Genomic DNA, 24,607 nt, shown 5'->3' with positions numbered 1-24,607 from the left:
GGACGGCGGTGCAGGCCCGGTCCGGGGCGACGCTAGCCTTCCAGGGCGGCCCACATCTCACGGTCGCGTTCGGCGGTCCAGACGCGCGGGCGGGTGATACCGCGGGCCTCGTCCCAGGCCCTCGTGACGTCGAACGGCATGCAGTGGTCGTAGATCACCCAGTGGCCGTACTTCGGGTCCATGGCGGCGCGGCACCCCTTGTAGATGTCCTTGAGCGGCAGATTGCGGGCCGCCCCCTGCTTGGCCGCCTCGAACAGGTCGGTCACGAACGCCTCGGTCATGTCGAGGGCGGTGGCGCAGTCCTCGGCCGTCATCAGGGCATCGCCGCGCCCCGGCACCAGCTTCTCCGGCCGCATAGCCCGCAGCCGCTGCAAGGTCGCCGGCCAGTCCCCCAGGTGGGCGTCGCCGGTGTAGGGGGTGGCATTGTACTCGACCAGATCGCCCGAGAAGAGCACGCGCTCGTCGGGCAGCCAGGCGATGGTGTCGCCCTGGGTGTGGCCCTTGCCGACATGCAGGATCTCGACCCGCTTGTTGCCCAGGTCGACGGTCAGGCGGTCGTCGAACACGATGGTAGGCCAGGTCAGCCCGGGGATCGACTCGATGCCCTGAAACAGGCGCGGGAAGCGGCCGGCCTCGCTGTCGTAGTCCTCCTGGCCGCGCTCCACGATCATCTCGTGGGTACCGCGGCTGGCGATGACGGCCTGCGGCTGATAGGCGGCCGCCCCCAGGACGCGCACCGCGTGGTAGTGCGTCAAGAGCACGTACTTGATCGGCTTGTCGGTGACCGTGCGGATCTTCTCCAGCACCCGTTCAGCCATCAGCGGCGTGGCCTGGGTGTCGATCACCATCACCCCATCGTCGCCGACGATGACACCGGTGTTGGGGTCGCCCTCTGCGGTGTAGGCATAGGCGCCTTCGCCGAGTTTGGCGAAGGTGACCTGTTTCTCCCCGAGGTCTCCGGTGGAGGCGAAGGTGGCGCTGGACATGACGGGCTCTCTCCCTCAACGACGGTTCGGCACGGCCGTGCGACGGGCCGCAGTCTAGCGCCCATTTAGTTACAAGTGAAACCATTTTGAAGGGGGCTGGCCGTCTCTGGCCGCGTCGTCACGCCCCCGCCAGTGCCATCTTCTCGCGTCGGCGCTGCACCGACGAGGGGATGCGCATGGCCTCGCGGTACTTGGCGACCGTGCGCCGGGCGATGTCGATCCCCTCGGCGCGCAGCAGGGCGACAATGCGGTCGTCGGACAGCACCCGGCGCGGCGGCTCGGCGTCGATCAGGGCCTTGATGCGTGCCCGCACCGCCTCGGCCGAATGAGCCTCCCCGCCGGCGCTGCTGTTGATGGCCTGGGTGAAGAAGTACTTCAGTTCGAACAGGCCGCGCGGGGTGGCGATGTACTTGTTGTTGGTCACGCGGCTGACGGTGCTCTCGTGCATGCCGATGGCGCCGGCCACGTCGCGCAGGATGAGCGGCCGCAGGTGCTGGATGCCGTGGGCCAGGAAGGCGTCCTGCTGGCGCACGATCTCGCCGGCCACCTTCAGAATGGTGGTCGCGCGCTGGTCCAGCGCCTTGACCAGCCAGTTGGCGGTCTGCAACCGGTCGCCCAGGAAGGCCCGCACCGCCTTGTCGGCCGCGGCCGCGGGCTTGACCCGCGCCAGATAGCGCCGGTTGACCAGCACCCGCGGCAGGGTCTCGCTGTTCAGTTCGACCAGCCAGCCGCCCTCCGGATTGGGGCGCATGACCACGTCGGGCACCACGGTGTGGATCGGCTCGCCATCGAAGCGCAGGGCCGGCTTGGGATCGAGCGCGCGGATCTCGGCGATCATGTCGCGCAGGTCCTCGGCATCGACACCGCACACCTTCAGCAGCGCCGGCATATCCCGCCGCCCCAGCAGCTCCAGATGGTCGAGCAGCGCCTGCATCGCCGGGTCGAGCCGGTTGCGGTCGGCCAGTTGCAGCGCCAGGCATTCCTTCAGCGACCGCGCGAACAGGCCCGGCGGATCCAGCGCCTGCATGCGGGCCAGCACCGCCGCCACCCGCTCTGGCGGCGCCCCCAGGGTGGCCGCCACCTCCTCCACAGAGGCGGTGAGATAGCCGCACGGATCCAGCAGGCCCAGCAGATGCCCGCCAACGAGACGATCCACCGGGTCGGTCAGGTCCACCGCCATCTGCGCGCTGAGATGGTCGCGCAGCGACGTCGGCCCCGCCAGCGTCTCCTCCAGACCGCGCTCGTCGGCGGTGAAGTCGCGTGCCCCCCCGCCGCCGCCCCAGGCGCCCACCGCCAGGCCCAAGGCATCCAGCCCGCCGGCGTCCCCGGCCGCCGCCATGTCGCCGGCGCCGGCCTCGTCACGATCGGTGTTGTAGTCGTGGTCGAGCGGCGACGGCCCGGCCGCCTCCTCGCCGGCGCCGCGGTCCACAACGACGGCGGCCTCGGCATCGGGCCGCACCTCGGCGCGCTCGGGCGGAGCCTCGAAGTCGGCGCGCTCGTCCCGCTCCAGCAGCGGATTGCGCTCCATCTCCTGCTCAACGAAAGCGTTCAGGTCCAGGTTCGACATCTGCAGCAGCTTGATGGCCTGCTGCAGTTGCGGCGTCATCACCAGACCTTGCGTCTGCCGCAGATCGAGGCGCGGTGCCAGACCCATCAATCCCCATCCCCGCGAGTCGGTGTCGTGCGCGTCCCGCCCGGGACGGCGCCCGGGCTCGGCGCGTCCCAGCCCTCGCCAGCCGCCCGCCGGCCTCAGAGGCTGAACCGCTCGCCCAGGTAGACCCGCCGGACCCCTTCATGGGCCACGATGTCCGACGGTCGCCCCTCCATCATAACGCGCCCTTCGTGAAGAATGTAGGCACGGTCCACAATGTCGAGGGTCTCGCGCACATTATGGTCGGTGATCAGCACGCCGAGGCCACGGTCCTTCAGGTGGGCGACCAGATCCCGGATGTCGCCGACCGCGATCGGGTCGATGCCGGCCAGCGGTTCGTCGAGCAGGATGAAGGCCGGATGGGTGGCCAGGGCGCGCGCGATTTCGACGCGGCGGCGCTCGCCACCGGAGAGCGCCAGCGCCGGAGCATGGCGCAGATGGGAAATCGAGAACTCCGCCAGCAGGCTGGCCAGCGTCTCCTCGCGCAGGTCTCGGTTGCGCTCCGTCACCTCCAGCACCGCCCGCAAGTTGCCCTCGACGGAGAGCCCGCGGAAGATCGAGGCCTCCTGCGGCAGGTAGCCGATGCCCAGGCGGGCGCGCCGGTACATGGGCAGCCCGGTCACGTCCTGGCCGTCCAGCAGGATCCGACCCGAGTCGGGCATCACCAGGCCGGTCATGCAGTAGAAGCAGGTGGTCTTGCCGGCGCCGTTGGGTCCCAACAGGCCGACAACCTCGCCGCGGCGCACATGCAGGCTCACCCCCTGAAGGATCGCGCGGCGTCGGTAGCGCTTGCCCACATCCTCGGCGGCCAGGGTGCCGCGCCAGGAGGCCCGCTCGGGGGAGTCCTGTTCCGGGGCCGCCGCCAACCCCGCCTCGCGCCGCTGCACCAGCCCTTGCACTGGGTCCTCCTCCGCGCGCGCCTCGGGCGCCGGCCGCCGGCGGCTAAGGACGGTACGGGGCACGCGGTGCCGCCTCCGCCGCGGGCCGTTGCGGGGTGATGAGGGCGCGGGCGCGCCCTCCGCCCTCGCCGCCTTCCAGCGTGCTGACGCCGGTATTCAGGTTCATGACCGCGCGATCCCCGGCGAGTTGATCGGACTCGGTCGCGATGGTCACGTTGCCGACCACGGTGGCGAGGCCGGCCGGCACGTCATAGACTGCCCGGTCGCCCCGGACAACCTCCTTGGCCGTCGTGATGACGACGTCGCCGAACGCCTCCATGCGGTCCAGGGCGCCGCCGGAGACCGCCGCGGGGTCGGCGCCGCCCGGCCCGGGATCGGCCCCGGTTGCGGCCGCGCCGCCGTCCGCGTCCCCGCTCGCGCCGGCATCGAAGTAGCCGGTGAGCACGTCGGCCTCGACGGTGTCGCCGTTGGCCCGCACCGCGCGGGCGTCGCCGCGGGCCACCGCCATGCGCTCCCGGGACCAGTACTCCAGGCTTTCGGTCGCGGTCACGGTCTCGGTTTCGGTGACCAGGCGCGGCCCGCCACCGCGCACCACCAGCACCCCGCTGTCCAGTTCGTAGACGGCGCTGGCCCCGGTCACGGTCTGGGTGGGGGTCTCGATACGGGCGCTCCCGCGCGCCTCCATGCGCCAGATCTCGGTGGCGCCGTCCGGGGTCTCGCGATAATGCGCCACCAGCACATCGCCGCGCACCCGGTCCGCCCCCTGGATGGCGACGGCGTTCCCGCGCGCGATATACAGCTTGTCGTCGCGGTGCCACTCGATGCCGTCGTCGGACAGCACCTCGATCGGAGACTCGCCGCCGCCGACGGTGGCCGACTGTGCCCATGCCCCAGGGCCGACCCCAGGCCCGAACCCCATGGCCACGGCGAGGCCAAACGCCGCCGCCAGGCGCATCGCCGCCCCCGGCCGGGCCGTGCCGGCGCGCCGTCGGATCATGGCGCGATGCCTCCGCCGCCGTCCTCCAGCAAAAGACGCGCCTGCCCGGTGAACCGGACCACCCGTCCGCCATCGACGAACTCGAAGCCGCGCGACTCGATGATGCGGCCGGGTCCGCGGCCGCGCACCCGGGCGTCGCCATGGGCGCTGTTGGAAGCCAGGTCCACGTGGGCCACCTCGGTGTGGAACTCGAAACCGTCGTCGCGATACAGCATCACGTCGCCGTCCAGCGTCAGCGTGCGTTCGATCTTGGAATAGACGCCGCTGTTGCCGCGCACCGCGACCCAACGCCCCCCGGACACCAGGATGTCGCCCTGCGGCTGCTCCAGGTCAACCTGATCCGGGTTGCCGGCCTGCTCCACCGCCCGCTCCGCCACCAGCGTGTAGGGCTGGTCCTGGGCATCCACGCCATGAAAGCGCGGATTGACCAGACTGCGCGGGTTGGCGTCGCGCGGATCGAGGCTGGCAAAGCCGACGGCGAAGCGGTCGGCCTGGGAGCGGATCTGCGGCCAGGCCAGCACCAGCCCGAGCAGCACCACGGCCACGCTCGGCAGCAGCAGTTTCATCAGGCGCACGAATCGTGAGTAGCGCCGCGCCCCATGCAGCGATCCGGCGGGCCGCCCGCCGCGTCCGCGAATGTCCCCGCCCTCGGCGCGCGGGACCGCGGTCGACGCCTCGGTCAGCGTCCGTGCGGTTCTGTCCGTCCGATCCAGCTTCATCGCCGCCCAGTCATCTCGCGGCATCGCAGGCGCCCCGCGCCGCCCACTCCCGGCGTTGTCGTGGTCCTGGCCCGGCCGCTGCCGCCGACGCCCGGCGGTGTCGGCCGGACCCTGCCCGAGCTTTCCCCGAGCTTTGCCAGCCCTTACGCTGCCGCCCGCACCCGACGCCGCAATCTCGACACCGCAATCTCGACGCCGCAATCTCGACGCGCCGTCCGCCACCGGAGTGATAAGCGCGGCCGCCGGCCTCAGACCATGCTGGTCTAGTCCACCCCGGCCCGCAACAGGTCGTGCATATGAATAAAGCCCACCGGTCGCCGCCCGTCCACCACGAACAGGCTGGTGATCGGCCGCCCGCCGGCGTTCATGACGTGCAGCGCCTCGACCGCCAGGGTGGCCGGGGCGACGGTGCGGGGGTCGCGGGTCATGACCGCCGCCGCCGGCCGCTGCACCAGATCGGGCGCCATGTGCCGGCGCAGGTCGCCGTCGGTGACGATGCCGATCAGCAGGCCGGCCGCGTCAACGATCCCGACGCAGCCGAACCCCTTGCCGGACATCTCGATCAGGGCGCGGGACATGGGCGTATCGCCATCCACCAGGGGCAGCGCGTCCCCGGTATGCATCAGGTCGCCAACGCGCAGCAGCGCCTTGCCCAGGCGCCCCCCGGGATGGAACACCTGGAAGTCCCGGGCGCTGAACTCGCGCGCCTCCAGGAGCGCCACCGCGAGCGCGTCGCCCAGAGCCATCATCAGGGTCGTCGAGGTGGTGGGGGCGAGACCGAGCGGACAGGCCTCGCGGTGCGGCGGCAGCACCAGGGCGACGCTGCTGGCCTGGGCGAGCGCACCGTCGGCGCGCCGCGTCATGCCGATCAGTGGCAGGCCAAAGCGGCGGGCATAAGCGATGATGTCGGCCAGTTCAGGGGTGTCGCCGGAGTTCGACAGGGCGAGAATCACGTCGTCGCGCCCGATCATGCCAAGGTCGCCGTGGCTGGCCTCCGCCGGGTGGACGAACTGGGCCAGGGTCCCGGTCGAGGCCAGGGTGGCCGCGATCTTGCGCGCCACATGCCCGCTCTTGCCCATGCCGGTTACCGTGATCCGCCCCCGGCAGGCCAGCAGGGTGGCAACCGCCGCGTCCAGGTCGGCGCCCAGCGCATCGGCCAGGGCATCGAGCGCCGCGCCCTCCTCGCGCAGCACGCGCCGCGCCGACGCCAGCACGGCCGACGGGCCGGGGCTGTCGGCGGTGGGCGGGGACGCCTCGGCAGAGGCTGGCACGGTCGAACGCATGGGGGAGGCGTCTTTCACAAAACAGGCCAGGAGGCGGCGCGGCACGGTGGCCGCACCGGGCGGCGGGGCGCGAGTGTCAGTGCGCGAAGATATCGTCGTCGTCCCAGCCGGCCACGTCGAGCGCGGCGCGATGGGGCACGAAGCCGAAGCAGGCGCGGGCCAGGTCAGCCCGGCCCTCGCGCGCCAGCAGCCCGTCCAGCGCCGCCCGCAGGCGGTGCAGATAGAGGACGTCGTTGGCGGCGTATTCCATCTGCTCCGGCGTCAAGGTCGCCGCCCCCCAGTCCGAGGACTGCATCTGCTTGGAGATCTCGACCCCCAGCAAATCCTTGCACACGGCGCGCAGGCCGTGGGCGTCGGTGTTGGTGCGGCAGAGCTTGGAGGCGATCTTGGTGCAGTAGACCGGCTGGGTCAGCACGCCGAAGCGGGCCAGCAGCACCGCCACGTCGAAGCGGGCGTAATGGAAGATCTTCAACACCGCCGGATCGCCCATGAGCGCGGTCAGGACCGGCGCCGGCCGCTGCGGGTGCGCGCGCACCAAATGGCAGACGCCGTCCCCGGCGGACACCTGCACGAGACACAGCCGGTCGCGGACCAGGTTGAGGCCCATGGTCTCGCTGTCGACGGCCACGCTGTCGCCCCAGGCGACGTCGGCGGGCAGGTCGCCCTCGTGCAGAAGGATTTCGGCCATGCACTCCTCTCGTCCCGGCGATGACGCGACGCGATGACGCGACGCCGGGTCCCTCCGTTCGGCCGGGGCGGGCCGGACCACCCGAACCAGCCCCGGCCCCGACCAAAAAAAACGCCGCACGCCCGGGGTGTCCCGGTCAGGCGGCGACGAACGTCCGATAAGCGGTTGCGGGCGGCGTGGACCGGCCCGCCCGGCGATCCGGGTCGGGGTACGCCCCGACCGGATGAAATGGTGCCCAGGAGAAGACTCGAACTTCCACGGCCTTGCGGCCACAGGTACCTGAAACCTGCGCGTCTACCAATTCCGCCACCTGGGCAAGGGGGCTAAGGAGCGCCGGAGGCCGGGTTTCTACCCATCCGCCGGGGCGGTGTCAACGGTGAATTTTCACCGCCCGGCCGGCGCTCCTCCAAATCACGCCGCGCCGCCGTCGCCGCCCTGCGCCTGCTGCTGCTGACGCGCGCGCTGCATGGCCTGCACCCGCTGGCGGAACAGGGCGATGAAGTCGATCGGCTGCAACACCACGGGCGGGAAGCCGCCGTCCCGGGTCAGGTCGGACAGGATGTTGCGCGCGAACGGAAACATGTGGCGTGGCGCCTCGATCAGCAGCAGCGGGCTGACCTGCTCGTCGGGCGCATTGATGGTCACGGCCGCGCCGTACTCCAGTTCCGCGATGAACGCGGACTTGTCGCCCACCTTGCCCTCGGCGTTCAGCTTCAGGCGCACCTCGAAGACCTTGCGCTGCTCGTCGACGGGACTGGCCTGCACATCCACATTGACGGAGATCTCGGGCGAGGTCCGCATCTCGGTGAAGATGCCCGGGGCGTGCGGCACCTCGAACGACAGGTCACGGACGTACTGGGCATTGATGATCAGCGGCGGCGGCTCCTGGCCGGCGCCGCCGGCGTCGGTCTGTTCACTCATCGGTGTCTCCCCCTGGGGCTGGACGGACTGCAGGGGCGCGGATCGGCCGCGCCCCCGCCCGGGTCGCCGGTGCCGTAGCATGATCGGCCCGGCCAGACAACCGGACGGCGCCGCCGGCCGTGCCGGCCGTCAGGATCACGCGCGGCGGTCGGAGTCCTCGGAGCCGGGGGCCGCCCGATCCGCGTCGCCGTCGGCGTCCGCTTCAGGGCCGGACGCCTGGCCGACGCCGCCCCAGCGGCTCGGTCGCGGCGGACCGACCTCCTCGTACTCGCCCTCGATGACCGGGCCGCGCCCGCGCGCGCCCGATCCCCCCGGGGCGCCGGGGCCACCGGGCCGGCCAGGCCCCCCAGGCCCCCCAGGCCCGCCGCCGTCGAACCCGGAGACCTGCACGCTGAACCGACCGCTGGCCTTGAGGCGCTCCAGCAGCGCGCCGCGAACCGGCGGCAGCAGCAGCAGGAACCCGACCGTGTCGGTCACGAATCCGGGCGTCAGCAGCAGCGCGCCGCCGACCAGCAGACAGGCCCCGTCGAACACCTCCCGCATCGGCACTTCGCCCCGGTCCAGGCTGGCCCGGGCGCGATTCAGCGTCGACAGGCCCTGCGCCCGCAGCAACAGAGTCCCGGCGACGGCGGTCAACACCACCAGGACCAGCGTCCACCCCAGGCCGATGACCCCACCGACCTGGATGAAGACGGCGATCTCCAGGAGTGGGACCCCAATGAATGCGATCAGGAGGAGGAAGGGCATGGCTCGGGCCTTTCTGCGCGGGTCCAGGGATTTTCCGCGGTTTCCAGTGGGGATATCGCCTTGCTCTGGCGCCGCCGGGACCTTATCTAGCGGGCAGGTTCGGCGTCGGCGCGGCTGACCCCGCCTGCCCGTGGTCATGCGCCACGATGCGGGTGGAAACGTGGGTTGATCCGGGCGGACACGTCCCTCAAACTGTTGGGCCTCAAACTGGTGGGCCTCAAACTGGTGGGGGTCGGGACCCCGCCGGGGGTTTGTCCGCTCGGGCAGGCGATGTGTTTAGCCCACCGGAACGGTCGTGGTCCAGGGGGGCCGCCGGATCCCGCCAGACCGACACGGGACCGAGAACGAACGGAACCCACACGCGCCAACCGAGGCGCGCACAACACGTCCCGGTCGTGGCGCCGCCGCGCCCGGGACAAGCCGGCGAGTTTCGATCGACCATGGGCGACAGCTTTCAGTTCATCGACATCATCTTTTTCGCCATGATCGCGGCGTTCCTGGTGCTGCGTCTGCGCAGCGTCCTGGGCAAGCGCACGGGCAACGAAAAGCCCCGGCGCACGCCGTTCGATGCCCAGGCGCCCGACCGCCGCGACGCGGAGGACAACGTGATCGACCTGCCCGGTCGGCGCGGCCAGGACGGCGACGGCGAGCCCGAGGAGGAGCCGCAGCCGCAGGTCCGGGGCGGCTGGGGACGGGCCGCGGCGTCCGGGGTCGAGGCGGTGCGCCGCGCCGACCCGGACTTCGAGCCGGAATCGTTCCTGGGCGGGGCCCGCGCCGCCTTCGAGATGATCGTCGACGCCTTCGCGAAGGGCGACAAGCAGACCCTGCGGCCGCTGCTGTCCGATGCCGTCTACGACGGCTTCGCCCGTGCCATCGACGAGCGCGAGGCGGCCGGCGAGGTCATGCAGACCGAGTTGCTGGGCTTCAAGGGGATTTCCGTCACCGAGGCCGGGGTCGACGACGGCATCGCCCATGTCACGGTCGAGTTCGTCACCGAACAGGTCAACGCCGTTCGGGGCCGCGACGGGGACGTGATCGACGGCGACCCGGAGCGCATCGCCAAGGTGACCGACCTGTGGACCTTCGCCCGCGACACCCGGTCGCGGGATCCGAACTGGACCCTGGTGGCGACGCGCACCCCCGACGACGACTAGGACGACGACTAGGACGACGACTAGGACGACGATCAGACGGGGCTCCATGATCCGGCCCATGCTCCCGCTCAGGCCGCCATCCCGGATGGGGCGCGCCGCACGGCGGGCGGGCCGGGCGCTCGCCGTCGCCGCCGCGCGCGCCCTGCATCGCTGGGAGCGGAAACCGGCGCGGCTCCGGCGGCGTGCCACCGTGGCGGTCGGCGTCGCGATGGCGGGCGGCCTGGGGCTGCTGGCGCTGTCGTGCGCGCCCCGCGTGCCCCCACCGGCACAGCCGCTCTATGCCCCGGTCGGCCTGGAGACCTTGCCGGGATGGCGCGCGGATCGCGTCACCCAGGCCAGACCGGCGCTCGACCGCTCCTGTGCCCGCATCAACGCGCTACCGCCGGACCGGCCGATGGCGCCCCAGGGTCATCCCGACCTTCAGGCCATCGCCGGTACGGCGCGGGACTGGCAGGCCGCCTGCGCGGCCCTGACCCGGGTCCCGGCGGACGACCCGGACGCCCTGCGGCGCTATCTCGAGCGGCGGTTCAGTGCCTTCGCCGTGACCAGCACGGACCGCAGCGCGCGCGGCCTGTTCACCGGGTACTACGAAGCCCACATCGAGGCGACCCGGGAGCGCGGCGGCCGCTACCAGGTGCCGGTCTACGGACCACCTCGCGATCTGGTCATGGACGACGGCCGCGGCCTGCGCCGGACGGCGGCGGGGACGGTGCCCTACCACACCCGCGCGGACATCGAGGACGGCGCCCTGGACGGCACGGCGCCGGTCCTGTTCTGGGCCGCCGACGCGGTGGACCTGCATATTCTGCACATTCAGGGCTCCGGACAGGTCACCCTGCCCGACGGCCGCCGGACCCGCATCGGCTACGCCGCCAACAACGGCCAGCCGTTCGTCGGCATCGGTAAACTGGTGCGCGAGCGCGGCCTGGCCGACGGCGGCTCGATGCCGGCGATCCGGGCGTGGCTGCGCGAGAACCCGGAGGCCGGTGCCGCCCTCATGCGCGAGAACCCGCGCTACATCTTCTTCCGCGAGATCGACGGTGACGGCCCCATCGGCGCCCTGGGCGCGCCGCTCACGCCGCTGCGCAGCCTGGCCGTGGACCCGTCGGTGATTCCGCTGGGGGCGCCGGTGTGGCTGGACACGACCGACCCGGACGGCCGCCCGCTGCAACGGCTGATGGCGGCGCAGGACGTGGGCTCGGCCATTAAGGGCATCGTGCGGGGCGACGTGTTCTGGGGCGCCGGTGAGGCGGCGTTCCAGCAGGCCGGGCGGATGGCGCAGCCGGGGCGGTTGTTCCTGCTGGTGCCGAAGCCCCCGCGCGGTCCCGACCCGCTGATGATGTGAGGCGGATCGGGACCCGGCGGCGACGGCTCCATTGACCCCCGCCGCGTCCCGCGCTTGCATGAGCGTCCGCGTTTCCCCGCAGACGGACGCCCGCCCCATGACCCACCAGACCGCCCTGACCTACCCCGACGCCCACATCCGGTCGATCCTCGCCGAGGTGAAGACCATCGCCATGATCGGCACCTCGGCGAACCCCAACCGGCCCAGCTACTTCGTCATGAAGTACCTGCAGGAGAAGGGCTACCGCGTCCTCCCGGTGAACCCGACCCAGGCCGGCAACACCATCCTGGGCGAGACCGTCCACGCCCGCCTGGCCGACGTCCCGGAGCCGGTGGACATGGTCGACGTCTTCCGCGCCGCCGACGCGGTGCCGGGCATCGTCGCCGAGACCCTGGCGGTGGCGGCGGACAAGGGCATCCGCGTCCTCTGGATGCAGCTTGGCGTGCGTCACGACGCGGCGGCGGCCGAGGCCGAGGCCGCCGGCCTGACGGTGATCATGGACCGCTGCCCGAAGATCGAGTACGGCCGGCTGGGCGGTGAGCTGGGCTGGTACGGGGTCAACTCCGGCGTCATCTCGTCGCGCGCCAAGGCCGCGCCCGGCCGCGGCGCCGGTGCGACCGGCAAGACCGACTACGGCTTCGCGACCCGGGCCGTTCACGCCGGCGCCAGCCCGGATCCGACCACCGGCGCCCGCGCCACCCCGATCTTCCAGACCACGTCCTACGTCTTCGACGACGTCGACCAGGCCGCCGCGCGCTTCAACCTGCACAACTTCGGCCACGTCTACACCCGGCTATCGAACCCGACGGTCAGCGTGCTGGAGGAGCGCATCGCCAACCTGGAGGGCGGGCGCGCCGCCTGCTGCGCCGCCTCCGGCCACGCCGCGCAGTTCCTGACCTTCTTCACCCTGCTGGAGCCGGGCGACGAATTCGTGGCCTCGCGCAATCTCTACGGCGGCTCCCTGACCCAGTTCGGGCTGTCGTTCAAGAAGCTGGGCTGGACCTGCCACTTCGTCGACCCGACCGACCCGGAGAATTTCCGCCGCGCCCTGACCGAGCGCTGCAAGGCCATCTTCCTGGAGGTGCTCGCCAACCCCGGCGGCATCGTGGTCGACCTGGAGGCGGTGGCGAAGATCGCCAACGAGGCCGGCATCCCGCTGATCGTCGACAACACCATGGCGACACCGTACCTGTGCCGGCCGATCGAATGGGGGGCGGACATCGTCACCCACTCGACCACCAAGTTCCTGTCCGGCCACGGCAACGCGCTGGGCGGCGCGATCGTCGAATCGGGCCGCTTCGACTGGGCGAAGTCCGACAAGTTCCCGTCTCTGGCGAAGCCCGAGCCGGCCTATCACGGCCTGACCTTCTACGAGACCTTCGGCGACTTCGCCTTCACGACCAAGGCCCGCGCGGTGGCGCTGCGCGACTTCGGCCCGACGCTCAGCCCGCAGAACGCCTTTCTGACCATCATGGGCATCGAGACCCTGCCCTTGCGCATGCGCCAGCACGTCGCCAACGCGCGCACCGTGGCCGCATACCTGGCGGACCACCCCAAGGTCGCCTGGGTCTCCCATGCCGGCCTGCCCGGCTCGCCGTTCCGGGATCTGGCGGCCAAGTACCTGCCGGAAGGACCGGGCGCGGTGTTCACCTTCGGCGTCAAGGGCGGGTTCGACGCCGGCGTGCGGGTGGTGGAAGCCGTCAATGTCTTCAGTCACCTCGCCAACATCGGCGACACCCGCAGCCTGATCCTGCACCCGGCCTCGACCACCCACCGCCAGCTCACGGACGAGCAGCGCGCGGCAGCCGGGGCCGGCGACGACGTCATCCGCCTGTCCATCGGCCTGGAAGACGCGGCAGACCTGATCGCCGACCTGGAGCAGGCGCTGGCGGCCGCCTAGGGTAGATCGCGCCAAAATGGAATCGCGCCGCGGTCCCATTTTGAAGCGTGAATCTGCTCTAGAATCAATAATGTAGAGCCGATTCACGCTCGAAATCGGCCCCACCCCGGTGGTTCCGATTTCGAGCGATCGGCGCTAGCGCCGCGAGTCCGGTTTGTCGCTATCGGCTGTCACCCCGCTTCTCAGGCCCACGCTCCCGCGTGGGCCCCCGGCGGCCCCAGCCGGTGTTCGGACCCATGCGGCACCGTAGGCGTGCTTTTCCCGCCCTGCCATCCCGTGTACCCTGAGGCCGACTCGACCGTGGCTGCGGCCGCGGGGCTGACGCGGAAGGGGGACCGCCTTGCCCACGCATGCCGATCCGCTGGAGCCGTTCGCCCTCCTGGAGGGGCTGGACGCGGAGGCCCGAGGTCGCCTCGCCCAATGCTGCGCGCGACGCAGGTTCGCGGCGCGCCAGGTTATCTGCGATCTGCACAGCGTCGAGCGCGACGTCATGTTCATCCTGGAGGGAACGGTCACGGTCTCCAGCTACTCCCGCAGCGGCCGCGAGATCGCGTTCGCGGAGCTGGGCCCCGGGCACTACTTCGGAGAGATCGCGGCCATCGACGGGCAGCGTCGCTCGGCCGCCGTGACCGCCAAGACCGACTGCCTGCTGCTGGCGATGCCGGACGACCACTTCCGCGCCCTGCTGGCGCAGCACCCCGACATCGCGCGGCGGGTCATGGTGCGGCTGACGTCGCTGATCCGGTCCTCGAACGAGCGGTTGCAGAGCTTCTCGACCCAGAGCGTCACCCAGCGCGTCAGCCAGGAACTGCTGACCCTGTGCAAGCCCAGTCAGGCGGTGCCGGGGGCCTTCATCGTCCACCCCATCCCGACCCAGGCCGACCTGGGCAGCCGGGTCGGCGCCAGCCGGGAGACGGTCGCCCGGGTGCTGCTGGACCTGGCCCAGGACGGTCTCGTCATCCGCAAGGGCCGCACGCTGACGATCCCGGACCGCGACCGTCTCGGGGCCCTGGTCGAGGGCCTGCGCGGCGGCCTGGCCACCAAGGTGGCGTGACCCGACCGCCCCGCCGATCCCCGGCCGCTACCGTGGCTCCACCCAGGTCACGTGGCCCATCTTGCGGCCCGGCCGGGCCTCGCGCTTGCCGTACAGGTGCAGCCGCGCGCGCGGATCCGACAGGATCGAGGCCCAGGTGAACGCCTCGTCGCCCAGCAGGTTCTTCATGCGCGCCGCCCGGCCGATCGGCGCCGGGTCGCCCAGCGGCAGGCCGCAGACCGCCCGCACGAGCTGTTCGAACTGGTCGGTCACCGCCCCGTCCATGGTCCAGTGCCCGGAGTTGTGCGGGCGCGGCGCCATCTCGTTCGCCAGCAGGGCACCGTCCGCGGTCACGAACAGCTCCACCGCCAGCAGGCCGACCAGATCCATGGCCTCGGCCGCTCGCCGCCCCAGGTCGGCGGCGGCGGCCCGGGTCTCGTCGGGCAGCGGCGCCGGCGCCAGGGTGGTGTCCAGGATGTGATGGGAGTGGATGTTGCGGACCGCGTCATAGGTCGCCATCTCCCCGTCCGGGCTGCGGGCGACGATCACCGAGCACTCCATGGCGAAGTCGACGAAGCCTTCCAGGATGGCGGCGTCCGTGTTCAGCGCCGCCCAGGCGGCGGCCGCATCGCTGTCCGCATCCAGTCGCACCTGGCCCTTGCCGTCGTAGCCGAGGCGCGCGGTCTTCAACACCGCCGGCGTCCCCACCTCGGCCAGGGCGCGGCGCAGGTCGGCGGCATCGCGGACCGGGTGCCAGGGCGCGGTTCCGATGCCGACGGTGTTGAAGAACGCCTTTTCGCGAATCCGGTCCTGCGCCGTCTCCAGCACCCGCCGGCCGGGCCGCACCGGAACGCCCGCGTCGGCCAGCCGGTCCAGCGCCGCCACCGGTACGTTCTCGAATTCCAGCGTCACGACGTCGACGGCCGCGGCGAAGGCGACCAGGGCGGCCGGATCGTCGTAGGGCGCGACGATGGCCTCCCGGGCCACGCGGGCGGCCGGACTGTCGGCCTCCGGGGTCAGGATCACACAGTCGTAACCCAGCCGCGCCGCCGCCAGCGCGGTCATGCGGCCGAGCTGGCCACCGCCGAGGATGCCGATCGTCGATCCGGGAGCCAGCACGCTCATGAGGCCCCCGCCGGCTCGTCCACGGGCCTGTCGGCCACGGCGTCGGTCTGGCGGGCGCGCCAGGCGTCCAGCGCCGCCGCCACGGCATCATCGCTCAGCGCCACCACGGCCGCCGCCAGCAGCGCCGCGTTGACCGCCCCGGCGCGGCCGATCGCGAGCGTGCCCACCGGCACGCCGGCCGGCATCTGTACGATCGACAGCAGGCTGTCCAGGCCCTTCAGGGTCTTGCTCTCCACCGGCACACCGAACACCGGCAGCGGCGTCATGGCGGCGCACATGCCGGGCAGGTGGGCGGCCCCGCCGGCCCCGGCGATCACCGCCTTCAGGCCCCGCCCGCGCGCCGCATGGGCGTAGTCGTACAGGCGCTGCGGAGTGCGGTGGGCGGAGACGATGCGGGCCTCGTGGGGCACCCCCAGGGCCGAGAGCGTCTCGGCGGCGTGGCGCAGGGTGGCCCAGTCGGATTGGCTGCCCATGATGAGTCCGACGCGCGGGGCGGCGTCGGACGGCGCGGAAGAATGATCGGTCATGCCGGCTCGCGAACGGTGGAACACGAAGCAAGCGGCGCACTCTAGTCCATGTCCGGCGTCGGGGAAACGGGGATCTGCCGCGCCGCCCGCGCGGTCACCCCCGCGCCGCCTTGCTCCGCCGCAGCAGGAGCGAGCTGGTCACCACGCTGACGCTCGAGAACGCCATCGCCGCGCCCGCGATAGCCGGTGAGAGGTACCCCAGCGCGGCCGCCGGCACGGCCGCCACGTTGTAGGCGAAGGCCCACACCAGGTTGATCCGGATCCGGTCGTAGGTGGCGCGCGACAGCGCCAGGGCGGTGACCAGCAGGCGCGGGTCGCCCCGCATCAGGGTCAGCCCCGCCGTCTCCATGGCCACGTCGGTGCCCGAGCCCATGGCGATGCCCACGTCGGCGGCCGCCAGCGCGGGGGCATCGTTGATGCCGTCGCCCACCATGGCGACCACCCGGCCCTCGGCGCGCAAGGTTCGGACCACCTCGGCCTTGTCGGCCGGCAGCACCTCGGCGCGCACGTCGTCGATGCCGAGTCGGGCCGCCACCGCCCCGGCCGCCGCGCGAGAGTCGCCGGTCAGCAGCACCGGGGTCAGGCCCCGGTCCTTCAGCGCGGCCACGGCGTCGGCCGCCCCCGCCTTCACCGGGTCGGACAGCGCGAGCAGCCCAAGCACCGGCCCGCCCTCGGCCGCCACCCACACCACCGTGCGGCCGGCGCCGGCGAGCGCCCGCGCCCGGTCATCGGTGTGGGCGTCGACCAGGTCATGCTCCTCCATCAGGCGGCGCGACCCGATCAGCAGGGGGCGGCCGTCCACGGTCGCGGCCAGGCCGCGCCCCGGCAGCGCCTGGAAGCCCTGCACCGGCGACAGGGCCACGCCCCGCGCGTCGGCGGCCTCCAGGATGGCGCGCCCCAGCACGTGCTCGCTGCCCTGCTGGGCGCCGGCGGCCAGGGCCAGCAGCCGGTCCTCGTCCTCCCGGGCCGGATCCAGAACCGCGATCTCGGCCAGCGCCGGGCGGCCCTCGGTCAGGGTGCCGGTCTTGTCGAACACCACGGTATCGACGCGGTGGGTGCCTTCCAGGGCGGCGGCGTCCTTGATGAGAACGCCGCGCCGCGCCGCCAGTCCGGTGCCGACCATGATCGCGGTCGGGGTCGCCAGCCCCAGGGCGCAGGGGCAGGCGATCACCAGCACCGAGACGGCGGCGACGAAGGCGGTTTCGCTATCGCCCAGCAGACCCCACCAGACCCCGAAGGTGACCAGCGCGATGGCGACGATGACCGGCACGAACACCGCGGCCACCCGGTCCACCAGCCGCTGCACCGGTGCCTTGCTGGCCTGGGCCTCCTCCACGAGGCGGATCACCCGGGTCAGCAGGCCCTCGCCGCCGGCGCTGGTGGCGCGCACCCGCAGCAGGCCCTCGCCGTTGATGGCGCCGCCGATGACGGCGTCGCCGGGGCCGCGCGCGACCGGCAGGCTCTCCCCGGTGATCAGGCTTTCGTCGAGCTGGCTGTCGCCGTCCACGATGGTGCCGTCGACCGGCACGCGCTCGCCGGGCCGCACCAGCACCACCGTCCCCACCGCCACCGACCGCAACGGCACCTCGGCCGTGCTGCCGTCGGCGCGTTCGACCCGCGCCACGGCGGGACGCAGCGTCATCAGCGCCCGGATGGCCGCGGCCGCCGAGCCCTTGGCGCGCGCCTCCAGCCATTTGCCGACCAGCACCAGGGTGATGACCACGGCGGCGGCCTCGAAGTACAGCCCCTGGTCGGCCTGCCCGGTCAGCACCCGCCACAGGCTGAACAGGTAGGCCGCCGAGGTCCCCAGCGCGACCAGCACGTCCATGTTGCCGGCGCCCGCCTTCAGGCTCTTCCAGGCCCCGACGTAGAACCGCGATCCGGCCACGACCTGGACCGGCGTCGCCAGGGCCAGTGCGACCCACGGCGACAGATGGAATGGCAGCCCGGCCCACATGGCGATCATCTCGGCCAGCAGCGGCGTGGTGAACACCACGCCGACCGCCAGATCCAGCAGGCCCCGCCGGTCGGCGCGCCAATCGGTGTCCAGCGCCGCCGCAGTATCATGCTCCGGGCGGTGTTCGCTGGCGTCGAAGCCGGCCTTGCGCACCGCCGCGATCAGGTCGTCGAGACGGGGCGCATCGCCCGCTCCATCCACGACGTCGACATGGGCGCGCTCGGTCGCCAGATTGACGCGCGCGGTCCGCACGCCGGGGCGCTTGCCCAACACTCTCTCCACCCGCGCCGAGCAGGCGGCGCAGGTCATGCCGCTGATCTCCAGTTCGACGGTGCGCACGGGCGTTTCGGTGTCCATCGCGCGATCCTTGTCCCGCGGGTCGGGCCGGGCGCAGAGGGACCGGCCGCGCATCTGAGTTCGGAAAACGTCGAGATTGCGTGTGGGTATCAACTGGGCTGCCAGGGGCCGAGCGTCAACGCCCCGCACCGGCCTTGACCGCCCCGGCGCCCCCTGCAATCCTGCCCGCCTTGCGGGCGGAACGAGGGTTCGGGCGGATCATGCTGCTGCTCATCGACAACTACGACAGCTTCACCTACAACCTTTGGCATTATATCGGCGAACTGGGTCCGCCGGTCGAGGTCTACCGCAACGACGCCATCACGGTGGACGAGGCGCTGGCCCTCGAACCGCAGGCGATCGTGCTGTCGCCCGGCCCCTGCGATCCGGACCGGGCCGGGATCTGCCTCGACCTGGTCAGGGCCGCCGCCGGGCGCGTCCCGGTGCTGGGGGTCTGCCTGGGGCACCAGACCATCGGCCAGGCCATGGGCGGGCGCGTGGTGCGCGCCCCGGCGCCCATGCACGGCAAGACCGATCAGATCCATCACATCGGGAGCGGGCTGTTCGCCGGTCTGCCGAGCCCGTTCGAGGCCACCCGCTACCACTCGCTGGTGGTCGAGCGCGACAGCCTGCCGGACGGCCTGGAGATCACCGCCTGGACCGAGGACGGGATCATCATGGGGCTGTCGCACACGTCGCTGCCTTTGCACGGGGTGCAGTTCCACCCCGAGAGCATCGCTTCAGCGCACGGCCATGCGCTGTTGCGCAATTTCCTGGAGCTGGCCGGCGTCTCCGGGCTGCGGTCGCTGGACGCGGTGCTGGCCGGGAGGGCCGCCTGATGACCGACACGCCCCCCTTCCGCGCGCTGCTGAACCGCGTGGCCGACGGGCTGGCGCTGGACGAGGAGCAGGCCCGCGCCGTCTTCGACATCCTGATGACCGGCGAGGCCACCCCGGCGCAGATGGGCGCCCTGCTGATGGGGCTGCGCGTGCGCGGCGAGACCATCGCGGAAATCACCGGCGCCGCCCGCGCCATGCGCGCCAAGGCGACCCGGATCCAGGCCCCGACCGGCGCCATCGACATCGTGGGCACCGGCGGCGACGCCTCGGGCAGCTACAACGTCTCCACCGGCGCCGCGCTGGTGGTGGCGGCCTGCGGCGTGCCGGTCGCCAAGCACGGCAACCGCGCCGCCTCGTCCAAGTCGGGCTCGGCCGACGTGCTGGGCGCGCTCGGGGTCAACCTGGATGCCCCGATGGCGGTGATCGAGCAGGCCATCCGCGAGGCCGGCATCGGCTTCATGTTCGCCCAGCGCCACCACGGCGCCATGAAGCACGTCGCCCCGGTGCGCACCGAGATGGGCACCCGCACCATCTTCAACCTGCTCGGCCCGCTGTCCAACCCGGCCGGGGCGAAACTGGAGCTGATGGGGGTGTTCGCCCAGGCCTGGGTGGAGCCGCTGGCCCACGTGCTGGCCCGCCTGGGGGCCGAGCGGGCCTGGGTGGTGCACGGCGCCGACGGCCTCGACGAGGTGACCACGACCGACATCACCCATGTGGCGGCCTGGGACGGCAAGACGGTCGAGACCTTCACCATCGCGCCGGAGGACGCCGGGCTGGCGCGCGCCCGCCCGGAGGACCTGAAGGGCGGCACGCCGGAGGAGAACGCCGACGTCATCCGCGCCATGCTGGACGGCGCCAAGGGGCCGTACCGTGACATCGTGCTCATCAACGCCGCCGCCGCGCTGGTGGTGGCCGGCCAGGCGAGCGACCTGAAGGCGGGCGTGGTCCGCGCCGCCGAGGCCATCGACAGCGGCGCCGCCCGCGCCACCCTGGCCAAGCTGGTCGCGGTGAGCCATCAACCGCCCTTGGAGGACCTGGAGGGGTGAGCACGAGCGACGTCCTGGCGCGCATCTGCGCCACCACCCGCACCGACATGGCCGCCCGCAAGGCCGCCCGCCCCTGGACCGCGATCGAGGCCGACGCCGCCGCCGCCCCGCCGGTGCGCCCCTTCGCGGCGGCGCTCACCGCCCGGGTCCAGGCCGGCGGGTACGGCCTGATCTGCGAGATCAAGAAAGCGTCGCCCTCGGCCGGGCTGATCCGGCCGGATTTCGACCCCGCCGCGCTGGCGCGCGCCTATGCCGCCGGCGGCGCCGCCGGCCTGTCGGTGCTGACCGATGCCCCGTTCTTTCAGGGCGATCCGGCCTATCTGAGGGCGGCCCGCGCGGCCTGCGATCTGCCGGTGCTGCGCAAGGACTTCATGGTCGACCCCTGGATGGTGGCCGAGGCCCGCGCCATGGGCGCCGACGCCATCCTGATCATCATGGCCGCCGTGGACGACGGCCTGGCCGGCGAGCTGGCGGCGGCGGCGGCGCAGTGGGGCATGGACGCGCTGGTGGAGGTGCACGATGCCGCCGAGCTGGAGCGCGCGCTCGCCCTGCCCTGCCCGCTCATCGGCATCAACAACCGCAACCTGAAGACCCTGGTCACCGACCTCGCCACCACCGAGGCGCTGGCGCCCGGGGTGCCGGCCGACCGCCATCTGGTGTGCGAGAGCGGCCTCAGGACGCGCGCCGACCTGGACCGCATGGCGGCGGTGGGGGCGCGTCGCTTCCTGATCGGCGAATCCTTCATGCGCCAGGCCGATGTCGCCGCCGCCGTGCGGACGCTGCTCACCGCGCCGGCCTAGGGCCGGGCGCGTCCGCCGATCCCGGCGCCGTCCCCTCTAAAAAAGGGCTTGAAAAGGGGACTGCGTTGATCGGAAATGGCGACGCGATTCACCTTCCGGCGGAGGGGTTTTCGGGGCCGCCGCGGCCCCCCATGTCTTCGTCGGCCGATCCGCACCGAGCAAGCCCGGACGAACGCGGGCGACGGCGCGGCCCCCCGACCGCCTCCGGGCCGCTTCGTCGGGCCATCAGGACCACCATCAGGCGCCGGTCTACGGCGCCGATCCGATCATCAGGGAGGACTCCGCATCATGACACCCGTGAAGACCGCCGCCCGCTGGGGTGGCGCCGCCGCCGTCGCCGCCGTGCTGGCCGCCACCACCCTCGCCGGACCGGCCGAGGCCCAGGACCGCGTGCGCTGGCAGATGACGATGGGCTTCCCCTCGACCCTGACCGCCCTGGCCGACACCGCCCCCTGGGTGGCCGAGCAGGTCAACACCATGTCCGGCGGCTCCATGACCCTGCAGGTGTTCGAGCCCGGCAAGCTGGTGAAGGGCACCGAAGTGTTCGACGCCGTCTCCCAGGGCAAGGTGGACTCGGGCTACGTCTGGGCCGGCTACGAGATCGGCAAGGTGCCGGCCTCCGCCCTGTTCGGCGCCCAGCCGTTCGGCCTGGAGCCGATGGAGATGATGGCCTTCATGCTGGAGCATGGCGGCCAGCAGATGATGGAGGAAATCTACGCCGAGCATAACATCATGCCGCTGTACTGCGGCGTGATCAGCCCGGAGGCGGCCGGCTGGTTCACCTTCCCGCTGGAGAGCCTGGATCAGGTCAGCGGCATGCGCATCCGCTTCGCCGGCCTCGGCGGCGAGGTGATGCAGAAGATGGACGCCGAAGTGACCCTGCTGCCCGGCTCGGAACTGTTCGAGGCGCTGGAGAAGGGCGTGATCGACGCCACCGAGTTCTCGCTGCCGACCGTGGACGAGCAGCTCGGCTTCTTCAAGGTCGCCAAGTTCTACCACCTGCCGGGCTGGCACCAGCCGTCGACCAACCAGTACCTCTACATCAACCTCGACAAGTGGAACGGCCTGAGCGAGACGCAGCAGTCCATCCTGCGCACCGCCTGCACCGCCGGCGTCGCCAAGTCCATCGCGCGGGCCGAGGCGTTGCAGGGGGCCGTGCTCAACACCTTCACCGAGGAGCACGGTGTGACCGCCGTGCAGATTCCCGAGAACATCCTGATGGAGCTTCAGGACAAGACCGACGAGGTCATGGCCGAGTTCTCGGAGAAGGACGAGGAGTTCAACGAGGTCTGGTCGGCCATGAAGGCCTTCAAGGAAGAGCACAAGTCGTGGAAGGAGCTGGGCTACCTGCCGCGTGACTGGATGAGCCGGGCCGACGGCGAGTAACGCCTGCCCGCCCTCATCCGCGTGAGTGAGGGGCGCGCCGATCCCCGCCCGGGCGTCGCGGCGGGGGTCGGCGCCCCCCGTGTGCCGGTCCGGCGGCCACGCCGCCGGCCGCCGCGCCGTCACACAGCGCGCCGTCACAGAGGACGCCTTCCATGAGCGAGACCCCCGTGGCCGCCCCGCCCGCCGTCAACGACGACGGAACCGGGCCGGATGGCCTGCCCGTCGACCGCCGGCTGCCCCGCACCCGCATCTCCAACGCCATCGACCGCGTCATCCTGCGCGTCGGCAACGCGGCGTCGTGGATCTGGGTGCTGCTCATCATCGGCATCATCACCAACGTCACCCTGCGCTACGTCTTCGGCCGCGCCACCGTGTGGCTGGAGGAGCTGCAGCTCTACTTCTACGCCATCGGCTTCATCATCGGCCTGTCCTACGCGTTGACCTGGGACCGGCACGTTCGGGTGGACGCCCTCGCGGACCGGTGGTCGGCGCGCACGCGGGCGTGGGTCGAGCTGCTCGGCATGCTGTTCCTGCTGCTGCCGTTCTCGGTCGCCATCCTGGTCGAGGCGGTGCCCTACGTGATGACGTCGATCCGGCTCAACGAAGGCTCTCCCGCGCCGGGCGGACTGCCCTACACCTGGGTCCTGAAGTCCTTCATCGTCTGGGGCTTCCTGCTCATCTTCCTGGCCGCGCTGTCGCGCACCCTGCGGTGCACCGCGCTGCTGTTCGAACGGCCCCGTCCCCTCTGATCCCCGTGCGCAGGCCCCGCGCCCGGCCCCGGCCGGTGCCGCCGGAGGCGATCCCCGGTCGAGCCATCCCCGCCGCTGCGGCACGGGGACGCGCTCCCGGTGGGACCGCCCCGGACGGGTCCCAGGAGAGCCACCGTGTTCGAATACGAAATCCTCGTCATCATCCTGCTGATCAGCTTCATGGGGCTGATCTTCACCGGGTTCCCGCTGGCCTGGGTGCTCGGTGGGGTTTCATTCGCCTATCTGGTCATCAGCCTGGTGCTGCTGAACGGGTTCAACGTCGACACCTACTTCCTCGACGAGTGGAACGACTTCGCCATCATCGTCGACCGAATATGGGCGCAGATGCAGAACTGGGTTCTGGTCGCGCTGCCCATGTTCATCTTCATGGGCCTGATGCTCGACCGCTCCGGCGTCGCCGACAGGCTGATGGCCAACTTCACCAAGCTGTTCCGCGGCCTGCGCGGCGGGCTGGCGCTCACCGTGATCGTCATCGGCGTACTGCTGGCGGCCTCCACCGGGATCGTCGGCGCCTCGGTGGTGCTGCTCTCCATGCTGGCGCTGCCGCCGATGATGGCCGCCCGCTACAGCAAGAGCCTGGCGACCGGCGTGGTGGCCTCCTCCGGCACCCTGGGCATCCTGATTCCGCCGTCGATCATGCTGGTAGTCATGGCCGACCAGCTCTCTTTGCCGGTCGGCGATCTGTTCATGGGGGCCGTGTTCCCCGGCCTGATCCTGGGCGCGCTCTACGTCGGCTACGTCGTCCTCATCGCCTTCCTGCGCCCCGACATGGCCCCACCGCCGGAGAAGGCGGAAACCGTCACCTGGCGGGACGTGCTGGCCGTGGTCTGGTCGATCGTGCCGCCCATGCTGCTGATCCTGGCGGTGCTGGGGTCGATCTTCTTCGGCGTCGCCACCCCGACGGAAGCCTCCGGCATCGGTGCCCTGGGGGCGACCCTGCTGGCCGCCGCCAACGGCCGCCTGACCCTGGAAGTGGTGCGCCGGGTCTCGCGCGAGACCATGCTGACCACGGCCTTCATCTTCGGCATTTTCCTGGGGGCGACGGCGTTTGCGCTGGTGATGCGCTCGCTGGGCGGCGACGAATTCATCGGCGGCCTGCTCGAGGGCCTGCCGTTCCCGCCGTGGGGCGTGGTGCTGACCATCCTGTTCATCGCCTTCATCGCCGGCTTCTTCCTGGACTGGCTGGAGATCAGCCTCATCATCCTGCCGCTGGTGGCGCCGGTGGTGGACGCGCTGGGCTTCGACCTGATCTGGTTCACGGTTCTGTTCGCGACCACGCTCCAGACCAGTTTCCTGACGCCTCCGGTGGGCTTCTCGATCTTCTATCTCAAGGGGGTGGCGCCCCCGGGAATCACCATCACCCATATCTACAAGGGTGTGGTGCCGTTCGTGATCCTGCAGCTCATCGGGATCTTCCTGGTGTTCCAGTTCGACGACATCGTGCTCTGGCTGCCGGATCAGATGTACTGACGGGCAGAGCGCCGGGGGCACCGTTGCG

Annotated in this window: 22 protein-coding genes and 1 tRNA gene; 10 read left to right on the top strand and 13 right to left on the bottom strand. The window is 71.7% G+C overall.

What is annotated here, in order from left to right; all coding sequences use genetic code 11:
* Positions 1–32 precede the first annotated feature (32 nt).
* From GGD88_RS10640 to GGD88_RS10595, 10 genes are all read right to left on the bottom strand, one after another.
* On the bottom strand, positions 33–986 hold the full coding sequence (locus tag GGD88_RS10640; RefSeq protein WP_184435271.1) for an MBL fold metallo-hydrolase: 954 nt from the start codon (positions 984–986) through the stop codon (positions 33–35).
* A gap of 118 nt (positions 987–1,104) precedes the next feature.
* Positions 1,105–2,640 carry an RNA polymerase factor sigma-54 gene (gene rpoN, locus GGD88_RS10635; protein WP_184435269.1) on the bottom strand — a complete coding sequence of 512 codons (1,536 nt, stop codon included), beginning with the start codon at positions 2,638–2,640 and terminating at the stop codon, positions 1,105–1,107.
* Positions 2,641–2,735: 95 nt separating this feature from the next.
* The gene (gene lptB / locus GGD88_RS10630) at positions 2,736–3,449 is read right to left on the bottom strand and encodes an LPS export ABC transporter ATP-binding protein (protein WP_246423703.1); all 714 of its coding nucleotides are present in this window, start codon (positions 3,447–3,449) and stop codon (positions 2,736–2,738) included.
* Between the two features lie 130 nt (positions 3,450–3,579).
* Positions 3,580–4,533, bottom strand: a complete 954-nt coding sequence (locus tag GGD88_RS10625; RefSeq protein WP_184435267.1) for an LptA/OstA family protein — start codon at positions 4,531–4,533, stop codon at positions 3,580–3,582.
* Positions 4,530–5,252: an LPS export ABC transporter periplasmic protein LptC gene (lptC, locus tag GGD88_RS10620; RefSeq protein WP_221237103.1), complete on the bottom strand. Its 723-nt coding sequence runs from the start codon at positions 5,250–5,252 to the stop codon at positions 4,530–4,532. Before lptC ends, GGD88_RS10625 begins: the two co-directional genes overlap by 4 nt.
* Before the next feature lie 263 nt (positions 5,253–5,515).
* Positions 5,516–6,535, bottom strand: coding sequence for a KpsF/GutQ family sugar-phosphate isomerase (locus tag GGD88_RS10615; RefSeq protein WP_184435264.1), 1,020 nt, complete (start codon positions 6,533–6,535; stop codon positions 5,516–5,518).
* Positions 6,536–6,611: 76 nt separating this feature from the next.
* Positions 6,612–7,223: a ribonuclease D gene (locus GGD88_RS10610; protein ID WP_184435262.1), complete on the bottom strand. Its 612-nt coding sequence runs from the start codon at positions 7,221–7,223 to the stop codon at positions 6,612–6,614.
* 229 nt (positions 7,224–7,452) lie between these two features.
* A tRNA-Leu gene (locus GGD88_RS10605) sits at positions 7,453–7,539 on the bottom strand.
* A 95-nt stretch (positions 7,540–7,634) separates the two neighbouring features.
* A complete protein-coding gene (gene secB / locus GGD88_RS10600; protein WP_184435260.1) occupies positions 7,635–8,144 on the bottom strand; it encodes a protein-export chaperone SecB in 510 nt (169 codons plus the stop codon).
* Between the two features lie 135 nt (positions 8,145–8,279).
* Positions 8,280–8,891 carry an FxsA family protein gene (locus GGD88_RS10595; RefSeq protein WP_184435259.1) on the bottom strand — a complete coding sequence of 204 codons (612 nt, stop codon included), beginning with the start codon at positions 8,889–8,891 and terminating at the stop codon, positions 8,280–8,282.
* Between the two features lie 440 nt (positions 8,892–9,331).
* Between GGD88_RS10595 and GGD88_RS10590 the strand changes: the two genes are divergently transcribed.
* The 4 genes from GGD88_RS10590 to GGD88_RS10575 all read left to right on the top strand — a co-directional run bounded on the left by GGD88_RS10590 (position 9,332) and on the right by GGD88_RS10575 (position 14,344).
* Positions 9,332–10,045: a Tim44/TimA family putative adaptor protein gene (locus GGD88_RS10590; RefSeq protein WP_184435257.1), complete on the top strand. Its 714-nt coding sequence runs from the start codon at positions 9,332–9,334 to the stop codon at positions 10,043–10,045.
* A 58-nt stretch (positions 10,046–10,103) separates the two neighbouring features.
* Complete coding sequence (gene mltA, locus GGD88_RS10585; RefSeq protein WP_246423701.1) at positions 10,104–11,390, top strand: murein transglycosylase A; 1,287 nt, start codon at positions 10,104–10,106, stop codon at positions 11,388–11,390.
* Positions 11,391–11,487: 97 nt separating this feature from the next.
* Positions 11,488–13,290, top strand: a complete 1,803-nt coding sequence (locus tag GGD88_RS10580) for an O-acetylhomoserine aminocarboxypropyltransferase (RefSeq protein ID WP_184435256.1) — start codon at positions 11,488–11,490, stop codon at positions 13,288–13,290.
* Between the two features lie 340 nt (positions 13,291–13,630).
* Entirely contained in the window at positions 13,631–14,344 is a 714-nt protein-coding gene (locus GGD88_RS10575) for a Crp/Fnr family transcriptional regulator (RefSeq protein ID WP_184435254.1), read from the top strand.
* Between the two features lie 27 nt (positions 14,345–14,371).
* On the opposite strand, the gene GGD88_RS10570 is transcribed toward GGD88_RS10575, so the two are convergent.
* The 3 genes from GGD88_RS10570 to GGD88_RS10560 form a co-directional block, all read right to left on the bottom strand.
* Positions 14,372–15,448: a 5-(carboxyamino)imidazole ribonucleotide synthase gene (locus tag GGD88_RS10570; RefSeq protein WP_184435252.1), complete on the bottom strand. Its 1,077-nt coding sequence runs from the start codon at positions 15,446–15,448 to the stop codon at positions 14,372–14,374.
* The gene (gene purE, locus GGD88_RS10565; protein ID WP_184435251.1) at positions 15,445–15,975 is read right to left on the bottom strand and encodes a 5-(carboxyamino)imidazole ribonucleotide mutase; all 531 of its coding nucleotides are present in this window, start codon (positions 15,973–15,975) and stop codon (positions 15,445–15,447) included. The genes GGD88_RS10570 and purE overlap by 4 nt, the downstream gene beginning before the upstream one ends.
* Before the next feature lie 94 nt (positions 15,976–16,069).
* Positions 16,070–18,289, bottom strand: a complete 2,220-nt coding sequence (locus tag GGD88_RS10560) for a heavy metal translocating P-type ATPase (protein ID WP_246423700.1) — start codon at positions 18,287–18,289, stop codon at positions 16,070–16,072.
* Between the two features lie 200 nt (positions 18,290–18,489).
* Between GGD88_RS10560 and GGD88_RS10555 the strand changes: the two genes are divergently transcribed.
* From GGD88_RS10555 to GGD88_RS10530, 6 genes are all read left to right on the top strand, one after another.
* Positions 18,490–19,107 (top strand): anthranilate synthase component II, encoded by a 618-nt coding sequence (locus GGD88_RS10555; RefSeq protein ID WP_184435247.1) that lies wholly within the window; start codon positions 18,490–18,492, stop codon positions 19,105–19,107.
* Positions 19,107–20,153, top strand: coding sequence for an anthranilate phosphoribosyltransferase (trpD, locus tag GGD88_RS10550; RefSeq protein WP_184435246.1), 1,047 nt, complete (start codon positions 19,107–19,109; stop codon positions 20,151–20,153). Before GGD88_RS10555 ends, trpD begins: the two co-directional genes overlap by 1 nt.
* Positions 20,150–20,953: an indole-3-glycerol phosphate synthase TrpC gene (gene trpC, locus GGD88_RS10545; protein WP_343056339.1), complete on the top strand. Its 804-nt coding sequence runs from the start codon at positions 20,150–20,152 to the stop codon at positions 20,951–20,953. The genes trpD and trpC overlap by 4 nt, the downstream gene beginning before the upstream one ends.
* A 288-nt stretch (positions 20,954–21,241) precedes the next feature.
* Positions 21,242–22,339, top strand: coding sequence for a TRAP transporter substrate-binding protein (locus tag GGD88_RS10540; protein ID WP_184435244.1), 1,098 nt, complete (start codon positions 21,242–21,244; stop codon positions 22,337–22,339).
* A 152-nt stretch (positions 22,340–22,491) separates the two neighbouring features.
* Complete coding sequence (locus tag GGD88_RS10535) at positions 22,492–23,088, top strand: TRAP transporter small permease subunit (RefSeq protein ID WP_184435242.1); 597 nt, start codon at positions 22,492–22,494, stop codon at positions 23,086–23,088.
* A gap of 135 nt (positions 23,089–23,223) precedes the next feature.
* On the top strand, positions 23,224–24,579 hold the full coding sequence (locus GGD88_RS10530) for a TRAP transporter large permease subunit (protein WP_184435240.1): 1,356 nt from the start codon (positions 23,224–23,226) through the stop codon (positions 24,577–24,579).
* Positions 24,580–24,607: the final 28 nt, after the last annotated feature.

Origin of the sequence: Roseospira goensis (genome assembly GCF_014197795.1) — a bacterium.
Lineage (GTDB): Bacteria > Pseudomonadota > Alphaproteobacteria > Rhodospirillales > Rhodospirillaceae > Rhodospira > Rhodospira goensis.
The sequence above is the reverse complement of the archived record's forward strand: the minus strand, read 5'-3'. Positions and strand labels throughout refer to the sequence as shown.

Bases quoted from the DNA above. Each gene is read 5' to 3' on its own strand.
- rpoN (WP_184435269.1), bottom strand. From the start codon at position 2,640: ATGGGTCTGGCACCGCGCCTCGATCTGCGGCAGACGCAAGGTCTGGTG.
- GGD88_RS10535 (WP_184435242.1), top strand. From the start codon at position 22,492: ATGAGCGAGACCCCCGTGGCCGCCCCGCCCGCCGTCAACGACGACGGA.
- GGD88_RS10580 (WP_184435256.1), top strand. From the start codon at position 11,488: ATGACCCACCAGACCGCCCTGACCTACCCCGACGCCCACATCCGGTCG.
- GGD88_RS10610 (WP_184435262.1), bottom strand. From the start codon at position 7,223: ATGGCCGAAATCCTTCTGCACGAGGGCGACCTGCCCGCCGACGTCGCC.
- purE (WP_184435251.1), bottom strand. From the start codon at position 15,975: ATGACCGATCATTCTTCCGCGCCGTCCGACGCCGCCCCGCGCGTCGGA.
- lptC (WP_221237103.1), bottom strand. From the start codon at position 5,252: ATGAAGCTGGATCGGACGGACAGAACCGCACGGACGCTGACCGAGGCG.
- GGD88_RS10595 (WP_184435259.1), bottom strand. From the start codon at position 8,891: ATGCCCTTCCTCCTCCTGATCGCATTCATTGGGGTCCCACTCCTGGAG.
- trpD (WP_184435246.1), top strand. From the start codon at position 19,107: ATGACCGACACGCCCCCCTTCCGCGCGCTGCTGAACCGCGTGGCCGAC.
- GGD88_RS10615 (WP_184435264.1), bottom strand. From the start codon at position 6,535: ATGCGTTCGACCGTGCCAGCCTCTGCCGAGGCGTCCCCGCCCACCGCC.
- GGD88_RS10555 (WP_184435247.1), top strand. From the start codon at position 18,490: ATGCTGCTGCTCATCGACAACTACGACAGCTTCACCTACAACCTTTGG.
- GGD88_RS10540 (WP_184435244.1), top strand. From the start codon at position 21,242: ATGACACCCGTGAAGACCGCCGCCCGCTGGGGTGGCGCCGCCGCCGTC.
- GGD88_RS10570 (WP_184435252.1), bottom strand. From the start codon at position 15,448: ATGAGCGTGCTGGCTCCCGGATCGACGATCGGCATCCTCGGCGGTGGC.
- GGD88_RS10560 (WP_246423700.1), bottom strand. From the start codon at position 18,289: ATGGACACCGAAACGCCCGTGCGCACCGTCGAACTGGAGATCAGCGGC.
- GGD88_RS10640 (WP_184435271.1), bottom strand. From the start codon at position 986: ATGTCCAGCGCCACCTTCGCCTCCACCGGAGACCTCGGGGAGAAACAG.
- GGD88_RS10625 (WP_184435267.1), bottom strand. From the start codon at position 4,533: ATGATCCGACGGCGCGCCGGCACGGCCCGGCCGGGGGCGGCGATGCGC.
- secB (WP_184435260.1), bottom strand. From the start codon at position 8,144: ATGAGTGAACAGACCGACGCCGGCGGCGCCGGCCAGGAGCCGCCGCCG.
- mltA (WP_246423701.1), top strand. From the start codon at position 10,104: ATGCTCCCGCTCAGGCCGCCATCCCGGATGGGGCGCGCCGCACGGCGG.
- GGD88_RS10590 (WP_184435257.1), top strand. From the start codon at position 9,332: ATGGGCGACAGCTTTCAGTTCATCGACATCATCTTTTTCGCCATGATC.